Here is a 15,420-nt window from a genome sequence, read left to right on the forward strand (position 1 = left end):
TTTATCATGACCTCGCTTATAATTACGTGTATCACAATTTGCGTGCTTTTATTGATTGGCCTTACGAGCGGAATCTGGCTGGCGATTCGTGCGCGCAATATGCAGTACTGGCTACCCGCTTATTTTGTCCGGAAGAAGATCGATGAAACAATCACCTTCAGCCCAGCACAACCGCGCCATATCTTTATCGCAGTCTGCGACCATTTTGAACCAGAATGGGGAAACCCCGTAAAATCGGAAGCGCTGGCCCGAATTGATCGCTGGTGTGAAGAATACCCGGCCCGTTTTTCCCAATTTAGTGATTCTCGAGGTCAGGTTCCGCAACATACATTCTTCTTTCCACAAGACCAGTATGCTCCCGAGTACCTGGATCGACTGGCTGCACTCTGCAAACAAGGATTCGGCGACGTTGATGTTCACCTGCATCATGATAATGATACCGCAGAAGGCCTGCGTCAGAAAATGAACGAATTTCGCCAGACCTTGTTTGATCGGCATGGTTTGCTGCGAAAAGATCCTCAGACCGGAGAAATCGTCTACGGTTTTATCCACGGCAACTGGGCGCTTTGCAATTCACGCCCGGACAGGCGTTGGTGTGGAGTCGAAAACGAAATCGACATCCTATTGGAAACAGGCTGTTATGCAGACCTGACCATGCCCTCTGCTCCCAGTGACACGCAGACGCAAATCATTAACAGTATCTACTATGCCAAAGACATTCCGGGACAATGCAAATCTCACAATCAGGGGACACTTGCCAGCGTGGGGCATTCTCCTGAAGAGGACAGCCTGTTAATGATCCAGGGGCCATTACGACTGGACTGGAGCAAACGTAAATGGGGATTCCTGCCCCGCATCGAAAATTCAGATTTGCACGGCGGTCGTCCCGCTACCTTGAACCGCTTCCAGCACTGGTTGGCAGCTGATGTACACGTCACAGGCCGTCCCGACTGGACCTTCATCAAACTGCATACCCACGGCGCTAAACCTAGGAACATTGACACCTTGCTCGGTCCCGAAACGGAAGCCTTTCATGCCGCACTGCGTGACGAAGCGAAACAGCATCCCGAATGGAAATATTACTATGTCTCTGCCTGGGAGATGGCAGCTCTGATCCATCAGGCAGAACAGGGAGCTACTGCCCCAGATTTCGAAGCCATTCACGCAGGCCAGTCTCACGTTTCTGGGGTATTAATATAAAGAAATAAGGCCCATTTGCTGAATAAAAGTAAGGATTCCACTCTATTTTTACTGAGTTAAGCAGGGAATCCTCTTTCTGAACAGATTCGCATTGACCAAATATTTAAGTTGTGTCAATATCAGCGCTGCAGGAGAGGTATCCCAGAAGATTCTCTCTTTCATATTACTTTACTTCGAGAATCTGATGCTTCGCATCCATTCTCACTTATGAGTCCATTCTGCCTGTTGTTTGCATTGATATGTCCTATATTCAATGAAGCGATCTACAGATTTCAATTCTTAAAATACAATGCGAATCCACCGGCAAAGACGCTGCTGGCTGGTTTCAACAGGAATAAATGCAGACTCATCATCGTTTCAAGGAGGAAACAAAATGAGTGTCACATTGGTGCATACCGGCGTATCTCATACCCGGCTTGAGTATTCTATTTGGGAAGCACTCAATCAGGCCTGGCCTCACTCATCAACCATTGCCCGCTTCGGCACCGGTTATTCTCCTGATCGGATAGTAGACGTTGATCAGGCCGATTTAATCATCAGCACAAGTCTGGAAGCAGCGGCCTCTATTCAATGCCAGAGCCATCAGTTACATATGTGCTACCTGGAACCCCAATCCAGCAATCAAACACCAATCAACCAGCAGTTGGTAAACTCATTAACGGATATCGAATTTGTCGTTCCCACCAAAACACTGCAGAACCTGAATCGGGATCGATTTACTTCCTTCGTCAAGCCTCCTGTTGACACAGACTTTTTTTGTTCCGGCTTTGAAAAACGAAGCCCGTTCCTACTGCTCGTAGTCGATGGGCAATGGTCCGCAGAAGAACAACTGGCTGTCGATGCCTGCAAAGAACTCAAGCAAAGCCTTTCAATCGTCGGGATCTCTGAAGATCAACTTCCAGCCAAGCTACAGAGCGACCCCCTCGTCGAAATTATTGGTCCGGTAGATGACGAGAAATTACGTGAACAGTATCGTCTCTGCACCGCCGTGATCTGCCCCCGTGATGTCGATTTTGATCTCTCTGCTATTGAAGCACAAAGCTGTGGTACGCCAGTTGTGATCTATTCGAACTGTGAAGCCGCTAACTCTGTTGTCTGTTTCGAGCAGAATGGTTTGGGAAGCGGAATCTATTTCGAAAACAAGACCGTCGAATCACTGACCTCAGCAATTCAGGAACTGCAACTACGTCCTCAGCGCTGCCAGTCTGTGATCGGCTGGTGCTGTGCCGCTCAATTTTCCTATCAACAGTTTCAGCTTTCCTTCAATAAAGCGATCGCAAAAGAAATCGCTTATCGGATTAAAACCTCCCAACTACAAATCCAAAAGCAGGATCAGCAAGATCAAGGGCCAGCCGAGGAGCGGGCCGCGGCTTAAAGGCTGCTATTTCGATTTCAAAGTTTGATAGTAAGCAATCAGATCTCGCATTTCCTGACGAGTTAGTTTTTCACTCAGCTTTTCTGGCACCAGAGAAGCCTTTAAGGTAATTGCTAGCCGATATACTTCTGGAAGAAAATGCGTATTACCTTCAATGACCCAGACACGGCCGCATTCGTCGACGTCAATTCCCGTTGACGCCACAACCTAGGGGCTTTCCGCAAAGAGTTCTATCTGGACACAATCGTCTGATGAGTAAGGGGGGCAGCTTTACTTTCCTGCCTCTTGCGACTTTAAGCTCGTCATTCCAATTCCCATAATCATCAAGAGGAATAACTGAGATTGCATCTGACAGCGCAGATCAGACCCTCTCAAACTCACTAGATAATAAAGAGTTACATTATTTAAAGCGTACAGAATTTTGGATAGGATTAGAAGCAGAAGTCACACTTTTCATAGAGTAGAACTCTCCAGAATTACACCGTAAAATCCAGGGCACCGACACGGACTCCACCCACTCACCCTATTTTCGCACCACATCTTATTTTACATAACTGTATCGTATCGATTACTTCTACCAACGCATTCATTTCGACTTCTGTTGGATCTGGATTCCTGAATTGAACGGACCGATATCTAATGTAAAGAAAGATGATCCTTCAAACATCATTCCCCCATGAGCAAGCTGAACGAATCTCAGCTCTCACAAAAACGAATTAGTCGCCTTTCAAGGATGCGGGCCTGTTCATGTCAAACCAAACAATCGAGTCGTTAGAGAAACGTGTTCAAGAGCTGGAATCACAGATTGAGGACTATCAAAAACAGTTGATTCATGCTCAGAAAATGAGTTCCGTCGGTGCATTAGCATCTTCAATCACCCATGAATTCAATAACATTTTGACCACTGTCATAAACTATGCGAAACTTGGTTTACGGCATAAAGAAGAAGAACGCCGGGAAAAAGCTTTTACAAAGATTCTATCAGCAGGACAGCGTGCTGCAAAAATCACAACAGGCATGCTTTCCTATGCCCGCGGAAACGAAGGCCGACAGGAACCAGTTGATCTACAACTGCTGGTCAAAAGTGTCATCGCATTAGTGGAGAAAGACCTCTCCATGAATCGCGTGAATCTGCATACGCATTTCGAATCAAATCCGGAAGTTGTCTTGAATCCGAACCAGATTCAACAAGTACTTGTCAATCTGATTGTCAATGCCCGACAGGCAATGCCCTCGGGCGGCAGAATTGACCTTGCGGTACGTATCAATCCAGAATCCAACATGGCAGAAGTTATTGTCCGTGACAGCGGTGCTGGCATTCCCTCCGAGCAATTGCACCACATCTTCGATCAGTTTTACACCACCAAAGAGGCAGATGAAAACGGCCAAGGTGGAACGGGATTGGGACTATCACTCGCTAAGGAGGTCATGGAAGCCCATAAAGGCCGGATCCGCGTTGAAAGTGCGGTCGGAAAAGGAACAGCATTTACGCTCAAATTCCCACTTTCGACCGCCGCAATTGAAGCTGCCTGAGCCGCTTTTTCCCATATTTCAAACGAAATCCTAAACTCAGGACATGGAACCCGAGTTTTTTCCTTGTTTCCATTGAATTCGATAAAGCGTTAGACTATATAGTTTTAATCACAAGCCGGAGTGGCGGAATCGGCAGACGCGCTGGATTCAAAATCCAGTGAGGGTAAACCTCGTGGGGGTTCAAGTCCCCCCTCCGGTACTACATTAAAACCCGACAGAAATGGTGTCAAAACCGTTCCTGTCGGGTTTTTGTATTTCAGATTTCCTGAATACAGGAGATTTGACGATACCTGAAGAAACTGAAAGTGACGACTCAACCGTAGCCCATGTTCCAGCCTTTTCAGCTCTCTTGAAATCCCCTGATCGCATTCTGGATAACATCCCCTTCATCTCTTGATTTTGTGGAACTCCTATCGATGAGTAATAATTAATCAACTCTTTTCGAAAGGTCAAGAAAGACAATATGCGAAGGGTTGCCGACAGCAGCATACTGATTGGTGAATTTCAACTTGCCCGTTGCCTTGTCCACCTGAAAGATGGCAACGCTATCTGCCCGTTGATTGCAACAATAGAGGAATTCTCCTGTAGGATCGAAACTGAAACTGCGTGGGTAATTTCCGCGAGTCCATTCTTCACCGATATAAGTCAACTCGCCTTTCGCGCCAACTGAAAAGATGCCGATACTGTCATGCAGACGATTTCCCGCATAAACAAACTTTCCATCATCAGAAACAAGAATCTCTGAGCAGAAGTTGCTGCCCACAAACTCGGCTGGAAGAGTAGAAAGAGTTTGCCTTGAGGTCAGCTTCCCCTCTTCAGAATCATAATCAAACAAAACAATTGTTGAGCCCTCTTCCTGGATCGAATAAAACCAACGTCCATTAGGATGAAAATGGAAATGCCGGGGACCATCACCGGGGGGGAGCGAGATGGCTGGGGGATCATTCGCGGTCAGTTTTCCCGTTTTTTCATCGAACTTCCAGATATAGATTTTATCTAAACCCAAATCGACGTGCAGCACAAAACGTCCTGATGGATCAGATTGAATCATATGTGCGTGTGTTCGATCATGGCCGCTGATGGCAAAGCTGCCTTCGGGTGCGTTCGTCGCTGTTGTAGGACCAATTTTTCCTGCGTCGTTCTTAATATCTGTCGCCTCTCCCAACTGACCATCTTGCAGAATGGGAAGTACTGCCACAGAACCACCAAAATAATTTGCGATCAACAGAAATCGACCTGAAGGATGGATGCTCACATAAGTGGGACCTGCACCACCAGAACTAACCGTATTGAGCGGTTTCAAACTTCCATCGTGCTTGCTGATCGTGAAAGAGCTGACTGTTCCATGTTTCTCTTTTCCGACACGATCTGTTTCATTCGTGGAATAAAGATGAGTGCCTGCTGCATTGACCGCCAGACAACTCGGACTTGTCCCCATTGCATGGATGCCCGCAGGTGTCATTGCCCCGGTCTCTCGATTAATTTGGAAAAGATGAATACCGCGTCCATTACCGGGCGGCAAGTCAACTTGAGTCTCTAACACATCTTGTAGGGGGGAACTGAATGTACCCACATAGGCCATCAGTGGTTTACTTGTATCATTCAATTTTGCTTGAGCCAAGCCAGCGACAAGTGGAATTGCCCCTGACATTGCAAAAGAAGATTTAAGAAACCAACGGCGAGATTGACGGGGAAGATTCATGGGGAGATATTCTAAAAGAGTAAAGGTATGAGATACTATTAGTAAAACAGTTCTCTAGATTATATCAATTGCTGACATAATCTACTTGTAATATGCAAAAACACAGATTGCAAATCCAAGTCAGAATTAACGGATTTTTCTCAACTACTGGGGACAGTAAGGTCTATCATACAGAGTTCTCAGGCTTTAGTCTGAAGTCGCGTGACTGTCGTCATTCGTAGTTTCGTGTCACAGAACGATACTTCCCTGTCACATGTACTTGAGACTTATTGCTTGATTGAGGAGACAGCTAGTTCCTTTTGAGTCCCTGCACCGAAATAAAATGCCAGGAACAAAAGAGGAGCCCATGCGATGCCCCAAATCAAAAGCCCCCACTCAGGCCACATCAAAGTAATTCCAGCTGACGGAAACAGCCAGCAGACATTTATCATAAAAATAAACAGTGTTACTTTTCGATGCGCCACACTTCGACCGTTATCAGTACCGTCTTTTAATTCCAGCCATCGGGATACTCTTTGATACGTATGACTTTGGTGTGCTTGGTACCAGCGCTCTCCATTTGACATGCGCCTTAAAAGAGTGGTTGTTGCATCAACCCAAAATACACCTGATAGAATAAGCCATGCCCAAGGATTTAAAGAACCATTAATGATTGTAAGCAATGCAATCATCCCTAAAACATACCCTAAAAATGTACTCCCCGCATCGCCCATAAATATTTTCGCTGGAGCCCAGTTATACCCTATAAACCCAAGTAAACTGGCGATCAATAAAAGAATAAGTACCCCTTCATTAGATAGAATTCTTTGAAAACCAATGAGTATGATCGCCGACACCAGGATGCAAATTGATTCCAATGATGCCAAGCCATCAATTCCATCCATGAAGTTAAATAAATTGAGCCACCAGACTAAAATTAAAGTAATTAAGGTCCAGGATACCCAGGGAGAATTTAACTCGAAGCCTAACAATTGAATTGAAGGTAAAGGGGATAACACAAACAGAGTCGTTGTTATGATCAATGTTTGAGAGAGTAGACGCAATTTTATTGACAGGTGCAGATAATCGTCAAAAAAACCAATTGCTGCAATCAATAAACTTCCGAATCCGATACCGAGGACTATGTTTCCAGAAATATAATTCCACGAGTACAAGAGGCTCGCCATAGCAAGAAAACTAATAACAAAAGCTAATCCACCGCCATTGGGAGTTGGGTTAACATGGGCACATCGCTCAGTCGGCTCACTAATCAAACCGATTCTAGCAGCATTTTTGATAATTGTTTTCGTGCATACTATTGAAATAATTGCAGCTAAAAATAATAGAATGCCAAGAAAAGTTAAGTCCTCATTCATCATTTACCAACATCATCCTTACTGAATTGAAAACCTCTTGGCTCATATTTAAGATCATGCTTGGCATCTCGATTTGAAAAAATAAAGTTCTGATTCATTCTATCTGCCATTCCGATTGACATGTTTCTAAATCGTGGAAATAAGTTTAAGAGCGTAATAATAATGCCAAAAACCGCCAGCGGTAAGTGAAAATATTTTGGTTTCACTCTCAAAGCAGAAAATATTCTTTCGACCATTTCTTTGTATGATCTCGTTTCTCTACCTGAATTATTATATGCTTTGTTCTCAATCTTTTCTTCAAAGTGGGCTAAAAGGCATGCCTTGGCAACATCATCAACGTGAATCGGTTGCCGTAACCCATGGCTTTTCCTGAGAGTGAAAACATTCCAAACCGCTGAATGAATCGAGCAATCATTATTATATTTTGATCACGTCCAAAGCCATACATAGTTGAGAGTTGGTCGCATGATAATTCAGGCATTTTTCTGCACAACTAATGGCTTGCTCACAACAGAACATATAGATAGACTCCGATTGTTAGTTTTCATTGATGCGTTATATATTTTTCCTAAGTGCTCAACAAACATCGAACCCTATTCAGCCTCATTTGTGAAAACGTTCTCCTTAGAACTGATATCAGATCGAATTACATAATCAGGAGAAACTTGCCATGTTGAACAAAGCCCTATACCACGCAGAAAAGAAAACAAATTTTCCCAACTGTAAACTGGTTCTGCTATTGTCAGGTATCTTCAGCTTGATGCTCCTGACGTCTGGTTGCCAGAAGCATCAGGAATTCGCCCCACAAACAGCAGATACAGCTGCCGAGAAGACACCAAAAGAAAGTAATTCCTCACAGACAGCAAATAGTGAGACGCCTGCCGCCCCACAAGTCGAAACAATCGACCCGACGATGGTGATCAAAGCAGGTCAACCAATGACGGCAAAACGTTTCAATGCTGTCAAAGCAAGGCTCAGTCAAATCGGTCTGGCTTTTCACAACTTCATTGACAAAAACCGATACTTCTTACCATCCCCTGAACAACATCCAGAATATTACGATGAAAGCGGTCGGCTCAAAGTTAGCTGGCGCGTTCATCTTCTCCCTTTCCTGGACCAAAACCCCCTCTACGAACAATTCAAACTGGATGAAGCCTGGGATAGCCCGCACAACGCACCACTGGCGAAGAAGATGCCTGAAGCCTTCCATTCCCCTGATACGCCGATTGACTCAAACCTGACTCGGTTTCGTGTCTTTGAAGGGAAGTGGGATAAAGAGAAAAAATCGCCTAGCACGGTATTTCCAATGGGGGCCCCCACACGCATCCGAGACGTCAAAGACGGATCAAGTAATACAACCCTGGTTGTCGAAGTAGGTCCTGATAAAGCAATCGAATGGACAAAACCAGGAGGATTGAATTTTGAGCATCCAATCGAGGAATTCGGTGCTTCAGCTTCCGGTATTCCCGTTCTTTTAGTAGATGGAAGTACGAAACAAATTAAACGGGATATCACTGAGTCAAAATGGAAAGAAATTATTGGGCCTCAAGACCTTTCCAGGATCGACTGGAAAAACATTGAAGTTCAATAGAATTGCCTTCTCGAAACAATTATGCCCTTCAACATCGCATGAAAAAATGTGGCATGAATTACAGAGTCTGTGATGGTAAAGCCGCTTCGAAATCAATCGCCATCAACAACACACGTTTGTTCAGTTTCTGGGAGCAACCTTTCACGACGTGGATTTCATAGATCTCAAGATTCAACAACCCGTTTTCCATCTGCCTCCCCTTGTCGAAAGCAAGCCTCTCTTGCGCTGAAGCAGTCACCTGTTCTTTGTCAGATAGAGCGTTAACTCACTCAATCTACAAGCCCTTGGAATTGTCTTTTAACGTTTATTCTACAGTAACGAGTGACTCCATTCGTAACATTACTCCACACTGAACTAAACATAATACCATACTCTTTATCCAGTATCAGAACGGAAATCCTCTGTAAACTCTTTAACACCAGCAATAACATCCCGCCAATCAGAATCTATCTTCAGACTGATAGGGGCATGTTGCCTGACACCAACCAATATATACACCCGATCTCTCCATCGCGGTAAGTCCAATAATCTTGTTTTAATCCGTAAACAATTCCTGAATAATAGTTCTGGATTGCCCCCAGCACATCGATACCCTTGTATATAGTGAAAAAGGTCTTGTATTTGGCTAAATTTGCGTTACCCTCATTACCGTTATTCCACCTATTCTAACAGTCATCTATCCACGTTTTGATCCGTCTACAAAAAACAAAACGTTAGATACACCAGAAAGATACCACCCCCATGTTGCTGACGAACTGGTTAAGATCGATCGCTTCTCAATTCCGACCGTCTCGCCCGCGTAATATTCGTAACCAATGGTCACACTCGAAAAATCGATATCAAGTAATTCACAATCATCTTACAAATTCGATCGAACAGCTCGAAGATCGCACGATGCTGACATCCATTTTCAATATCGATGACGTCTCTGTAGTGGAAGGAGATGCCGGAACAACGGATGTCATGATTACTGTTACGCGAACGGGCACAGTCGCCGGCGATCTGAATAGTATTGCCACGGTTGACTTTACTACGATTGATGGCACAGCCACGACAGCAGATTCAGATTATATCGCCCAATCAGATACAATCAGCTTTTCAGCTGATGCATCCGGGCTAACACAAACACAAACCGTCACAATTCAGGTAAACAGTGATCTGATCACCGAAGAAGACGAAACGTTTGACATTCAGTTGAGCAACAACAGCTTGGACACGACACTCGGAGATGATTTAGCATCAGTAACAATCCTCAACGATGACCAGTCAACCCTCTCGATCAATGATATCACGGTGAATGAATCAGATGGAACGGCAACCGTAACGGTTTCACTTGATAACCCCCTTGATGCCGCTGTCAACTTTGACTTCTCAGTTTTTGATGAAACCGCCAATGATTCAACCGACTATCTCAGTAGCTCTGGCACACTGACATTTGCTCCAGGGGAACTGTCAAAAGTCATTGAGATCCCCCTCATCGATTCCGATCTGGTAGAAAGTACCGAAACATTTCTGGTGATTCTGTCTAACATCCAGACAACCAGTTCCAGCCTGGTGACTCCAGACACACTTGCCAAAGTCCGAATTCTGGACGACGATCAGGCCAGCCTTACAATTGACGATGTTTCCCTTGATGAAGATGGAGTGTCAGCAACGATTACCGTCTCTCTAGATAAACCGATCGACACGGCCATCAGCGTTGACTTCGCTACTGCCGACCAGACCGCAACCAGTACAGACGATTATAGCGCCATCTCGGGCACCCTGACCTTCAACCCGGAAGTGCAAACACAAACCATTACTGTCCCCATCGCAGATAATAATATCGTAGAGCTGGATGAAACATTTCTGATCAACTTGTTTAATCTCCAGGCAAACGATGCAGATGTCATCATCGGAGATGCTCAGGCAACTGTCACGATCCAAAACGATGAACAGGCCCAGATTTCGATCAGTAATATTACTGTAGACGAAAACATGTCCACAGCGGTCTTGACCGTCTCTCTGGATCATCCCGTTGATGCCAATGTCAGTTTTGACTTTGCCACCAGCGATAATTCGGCAGCAGATATCACCGACTATCTTGCGACTTCTGGTACTTTGACATTTACCCCAGGAATGCAATCCATTGAAATTCCTGTTTCTCTTGTCGATTCGGAACTGGTCGAGTTCGATGAATCGTTTCTAGTCGACCTGACTAATATCCAGGCCAATGGTCGCGATGTCATTTTTGCGAACACTCAGGCGGAAGTTACAATTCAGGATGATCAGCAGGCTCATCTGACAATAGATGATATCACCGTGACAGAAGATGAAGTAACCGGGATGGCTCTACTAACGGTCTCGCTGGATAGACCGGTCGACACAACGATCAGCGTAGACTATACCACCAACGACCAGAACGCCCTCAATACATCCGACTACAGCGCGATATCAGGTACTCTGACGTTTACCCCTGGCGAACAAACAAAAACAATCATGGTCCCCCTGATCAATGATCCAGATGTTGTAGAAGGTAACGAGACGTTCGTCGTCGACCTGCTGAACCTTGATGGCAACGGGGCCAACGTCATCATCACTGAGAATCAGGCAACCGTTACCATACTTGATGACGAAACAGCAACCATCTCGATTGACGATATCTCAATCGACGAAAATGACCCGAGTGGTATGGCTGTACTAACTGTCTCTTTGGATCAGCCGGTCGCCACTATCGTCACCGTGGATTACACCACGGCCGACAATTCGGCCTTCGATCCCACTGACTATACCACACAAACCGGCACACTGACCTTCAATGAGGGAATTCAAACACAAACCATCATGATTCCCATTACTGACGATATGGATATCGTCGAAGGTATCGAATCATTTCTGGTGAACTTGAGTGGTATTCTTGCCAATGGTGCCAACATTACGTTTGTGGATAGCCAGGGTGAAGTCACCATACTCGATGACGAATCAGCAACGATCTCGATCGACGATATTTCGATCGACGAGAATGACCCAAGTGGAATGGCTGCACTGACCGTCACTTTGAGCCAGCCAGTCACCACCACTGTTACCATCGATTATTCCACAGCAGATAATACATCCATTGACACAGCAGACTATGCCGCCAAAACCGACACACTGATGTTTGCCCCTGGTATAACGACTCAAACCATCATGATCTCCATCATTGACGACATGGATACCATCGAAGGCGATGAATCGTTTTTTGTCAACTTAAGCAACATCCTGGCCAACGGTGCCAACATCACATTTGCCGACGATCAGGGGGAAGTCACGATTCTCGATGACGAAGCAACCACTATTTCGATCGATAATGTGACCGTTAACGAAGACGATGGAACCGCGACTCTCACCGTCACACTGGACCAACCGGTCGCCACCACTGTTACCGTAGATTATGCCACACAGGATCAACTCGCCCACGATGTGGACGACTATACCGCCCAAACCGGTACTTTGACCTTTACTCCGGGTACGCAGACACAAACCATTATCATCGACATCACCGATGACCTCGATGTCGTCGAGGGCGATGAATCGTTTTTCGTTAACCTGACCAATATACAAGCCAACGGTGCTAATATCGGCTTTGCTGATAATCAGGGGGAAGTCACAATACACGATAACGAAGTCGCCACAATCTCGATCAACGATATCAGCGTCAACGAAGACGCAACGGCGACCCTCACCGTCACGCTGGATAAACCGGTCGAAACAGACATCAGCTTTGACTTTGCCACCAGCGATCAGACAGCCTTTAACCCCGATGACTATACATCTCAAACCAATACCCTGACCTTTTCTGTGGGACAACAGTCACTTGAGATTAATGTCCCTATTATTGATGACAACCTTGTGGAAGACGCTGAAACACTTCTGGTCAATCTCACTAATCTTCTCGCCAATGGGGCAAATATCACATTTGCTGATGCACAAGGTGAGATCACAATTCAAGATAACGATCAGTCCAGTTTTTCAATCGACGATGTCTCTATCAATGAAGATTTGGGAACAGCAACCGTCACCGTCTCTCGGAACAAATTAATCGACAGAACTGTCAGTATCGATTACGCCACCAGCAATGACTCTGCTCTTGAACCAGATGACTATACTTCGACATCAGGCACTCTGTCTTTTGCCTCGAACGAATTTTCAAAAACAATTACGATCCCCATCTTCATTGATGCGGTTGTGGAAGATGATGAATCTTTTGTCGTCGATCTGACGAATCTTCAGGCAAACGGAGCCGATGTCATCGTCGGAGACAATCAGGGAACCGTCACAATCCTGAACGATGATCAGGCCACCATGTCTATCAACGACATAACCGTCAACGAAAATGACGGGACAGCCACTCTCACTGTTTCTTTAGATCAGCAGGTTGCCACAACTGTCACGGTTGATTTCTCCACCGGCGATCTGTCTGCCTTTGATCTCGACGACTATACCGCGCAAAGCGGCACTCTGACCTTCTCCCCGGGAGAGCAAACACAAACAATTATCATCGATATCATTGATGACCTCGACACCGTAGAAGGCGACGAATCATTTGTCGTTAACCTGACCGGCCTTCAAGCGAATGGTTTCAATGTGATCATGGGGAATAATCAGGGAACTGTCACGATCCTGGATAATGAGAGTGCAACCATCTCCATCTCCGATGAAACCGTCAATGAAGGCGACGGAACAGTTACACTCACAGTCACTTTAGACAAACCTGTCAAAACAACGGTCGGTGTCGATTACACGACTTCCGATCTGTCTGCCTTCAGTTCAAACGACTATACCACAATGACTGGCACACTCTCTTTTGCGGCGGACCAGCAGACCGACACCATCATTGTCCCCATTACTGATGATCTCGATCTGGTAGAAGTAGTGGAACATTTTTCTGTTATCCTGTCAAATATTCAAGCCAATGGGGCCAATGTCACTTTTCTAGATGATCAGGCTGACGTCAGCATTGAGGATAACGACCAGGCCAGCCTCTCAATCGATGATGTTTCTATCAATGAAGATGGTGTGTCCGCAACCGTCACCGTCTCTCTGGACAAAGCTGTCGACGCGACAATTAGCGTGGACTACGCAACTGCCGACCAGACCGCATCCAATGCAAGCGACTATAGCGCAACATCTGGCATTCTGACTTTCTCCGGCCCCACGGTTCTAACACAAACGATTACGGTTCCCATCACAGATAATAATATTGTGGAGTTGGATGAAACATTTCTCATCAATCTGACCAACCTCCAGGCAAATGGAGCCGATGTCATTATCGGTGATAATCAGTCTACGGTGACCATTCTCGACAATGATCATGCCACCATTTCAATCAATGATGTTTCGGAAGATGAAGACAATGGGACGGTTACGCTTACAGTTTCACTAGACCAGCCGGTCGCTGCGACGATCACAGTTGACTTTGCCACAGCTGATCTATCCGCTATCGCCCCAGTCGACTATACCGCGCTCACAGGTACCCTGACCTTCGATCCGGGAGTACAAACACAAACTATCACCATTCCTCTCATCGATAATGAGCTTGTGGAAGTTGATAGAACATTTCATGTAAACCTGACGAACCTGCAAGTCAATGGTTTCGATGTTTCCCTGGGTGTCTTCCAGGCCACTGTCACGATTCTGGACGACGATCAAGCGACAATCTCAATCAACGATATTTCCATTGATGAAGATGCCGGAATGGCATTGATTGACGTCACATTAGACAAACCAGTCGAAGAAACCGTGACCGTGGAATATGCGACCGCGAATCAGACAGCATTCGACCCAGCCGACTACACTACGATGGCTGGTACGCTGACGTTCCTCGCAGGCGAAGTATCACATCAGATCATGGTGCCCATTATCGACAATATGATTGTCGAAGGCGACGAAATATTTCTCATCAACCTGTCCAACATTCTGTCGAATGGGACAAACGTTGTATTCGCTGATGACCAGGCAGAAGTCACCATTCTGGATAACGAACAGGCCAGCTTCTCGATTGATGATATGATTGTGGATGAATCTGCAGGCACCGCTACCCTTACCGTTTCCCTTAACCTGATTGTTGATACGGACATCAGTGTGGACTTCACCACATTCAATCTGACAGCAGGCAGTCCTGACGACTATACCGCTAAAACTGAGACACTGGAGTTTCTCTCGGGTGATCTGATGAAAACCATCACCATTGATATCATTGACGACAATCTTGTGGAAGACGATGAATCATTCCTTGTCAGATTGAGCAATATTCAAAATGGGACGAATGTCACATTTGCTGATAGCCAGGGAACCATTCTGATTCGTGATAATGACGAAGCCCTGCTCTCAATCCAAGACACGACCGTAAATGAAATGGACGGGACGGTCTCCGTCACAGTTTCACTAGATAAACCGGTCGACACCACAATTAGCGTCGACTACTTTACAACACCTGGCTCTGCTCTCAATCCGGACGATTTCACGTCTCAATCGGGTTCCTAAACCTTCAGCCCAAGCGAACAGTCAAAAACGATTATCATTCCTCTCACCAATGACATCGATATTGTCGAAGGCGATGAAACATTTCTGATCAACCTGATCAATCTTGTCCCCAACGGGGCCGCTGTCACGATTGGAGATGATCAGGCTACCGTCACCATTC

General features: G+C 45.6%; 7 protein-coding genes, 1 tRNA gene and 1 pseudogene. 6 read left to right on the forward strand and 3 right to left on the reverse strand.

The annotated features are described in order from the left end of the window. Positions 1-6: 6 nt before the first annotated feature. From Pan241w_RS15330 to Pan241w_RS15345, 4 genes are all read left to right on the forward strand, one after another. Entirely contained in the window at positions 7-1,200 is a 1,194-nt protein-coding gene (locus Pan241w_RS15330) for a hypothetical protein (protein WP_232107160.1), read from the forward strand. A 373-nt stretch (positions 1,201-1,573) separates the two neighbouring features. Then, entirely contained in the window at positions 1,574-2,575 is a 1,002-nt protein-coding gene (locus Pan241w_RS15335) for a glycosyltransferase (protein WP_197999949.1), read from the forward strand. A 747-nt stretch (positions 2,576-3,322) separates the two neighbouring features. Next, positions 3,323-4,108, forward strand: a complete 786-nt coding sequence (locus Pan241w_RS15340; RefSeq protein WP_145217466.1) for a sensor histidine kinase — start codon at positions 3,323-3,325, stop codon at positions 4,106-4,108. Between the two features lie 114 nt (positions 4,109-4,222). Further along, positions 4,223-4,307: transfer RNA gene (locus Pan241w_RS15345), tRNA-Leu, on the forward strand. A 228-nt stretch (positions 4,308-4,535) separates the two neighbouring features. On the opposite strand, the gene Pan241w_RS15350 is transcribed toward Pan241w_RS15345, so the two are convergent. Both Pan241w_RS15350 and Pan241w_RS15355 read right to left on the reverse strand, forming a co-directional pair. Continuing rightward, positions 4,536-5,810 (reverse strand): lactonase family protein, encoded by a 1,275-nt coding sequence (locus Pan241w_RS15350; RefSeq protein ID WP_145217469.1) that lies wholly within the window; start codon positions 5,808-5,810, stop codon positions 4,536-4,538. Between the two features lie 266 nt (positions 5,811-6,076). Next, entirely contained in the window at positions 6,077-7,168 is a 1,092-nt protein-coding gene (locus Pan241w_RS15355) for an MraY family glycosyltransferase (protein WP_145217471.1), read from the reverse strand. A 667-nt stretch (positions 7,169-7,835) separates the two neighbouring features. Here Pan241w_RS15355 and Pan241w_RS15360 point away from each other — a divergent pair. After that, entirely contained in the window at positions 7,836-8,756 is a 921-nt protein-coding gene (locus Pan241w_RS15360; protein ID WP_145217474.1) for a DUF1559 family PulG-like putative transporter, read from the forward strand. Between the two features lie 58 nt (positions 8,757-8,814). Here Pan241w_RS15360 and Pan241w_RS29900 read toward each other — a convergent pair whose 3' ends face one another. Further along, complete coding sequence (locus Pan241w_RS29900; protein ID WP_261344221.1) at positions 8,815-8,946, reverse strand: hypothetical protein; 132 nt, start codon at positions 8,944-8,946, stop codon at positions 8,815-8,817. Between the two features lie 704 nt (positions 8,947-9,650). Here Pan241w_RS29900 and Pan241w_RS15365 point away from each other — a divergent pair. Then, positions 9,651-15,416 (forward strand): annotated as a pseudogene (locus tag Pan241w_RS15365) (Calx-beta domain-containing protein); the annotation flags it as partial. Positions 15,417-15,420 lie beyond the last annotated feature (4 nt).

Origin of the sequence: Gimesia alba (assembly GCF_007744675.1) — a bacterium.
GTDB lineage: Bacteria > Planctomycetota > Planctomycetia > Planctomycetales > Planctomycetaceae > Gimesia > Gimesia alba.

Coding starts and splice junctions, on each gene's coding strand:
- Pan241w_RS15360 (WP_145217474.1), top strand. CDS start 7,836: ATGTTGAACAAAGCCCTATACCACGCAGAAAAGAAAACAAATTTTCCC.
- Pan241w_RS15340 (WP_145217466.1), top strand. CDS start 3,323: ATGTCAAACCAAACAATCGAGTCGTTAGAGAAACGTGTTCAAGAGCTG.
- Pan241w_RS15355 (WP_145217471.1), bottom strand. CDS start 7,168: ATGATGAATGAGGACTTAACTTTTCTTGGCATTCTATTATTTTTAGCT.
- Pan241w_RS15335 (WP_197999949.1), top strand. CDS start 1,574: ATGAGTGTCACATTGGTGCATACCGGCGTATCTCATACCCGGCTTGAG.
- Pan241w_RS29900 (WP_261344221.1), bottom strand. CDS start 8,946: ATGGAAAACGGGTTGTTGAATCTTGAGATCTATGAAATCCACGTCGTG.
- Pan241w_RS15350 (WP_145217469.1), bottom strand. CDS start 5,810: ATGAATCTTCCCCGTCAATCTCGCCGTTGGTTTCTTAAATCTTCTTTT.
- Pan241w_RS15330 (WP_232107160.1), top strand. CDS start 7: ATGACCTCGCTTATAATTACGTGTATCACAATTTGCGTGCTTTTATTG.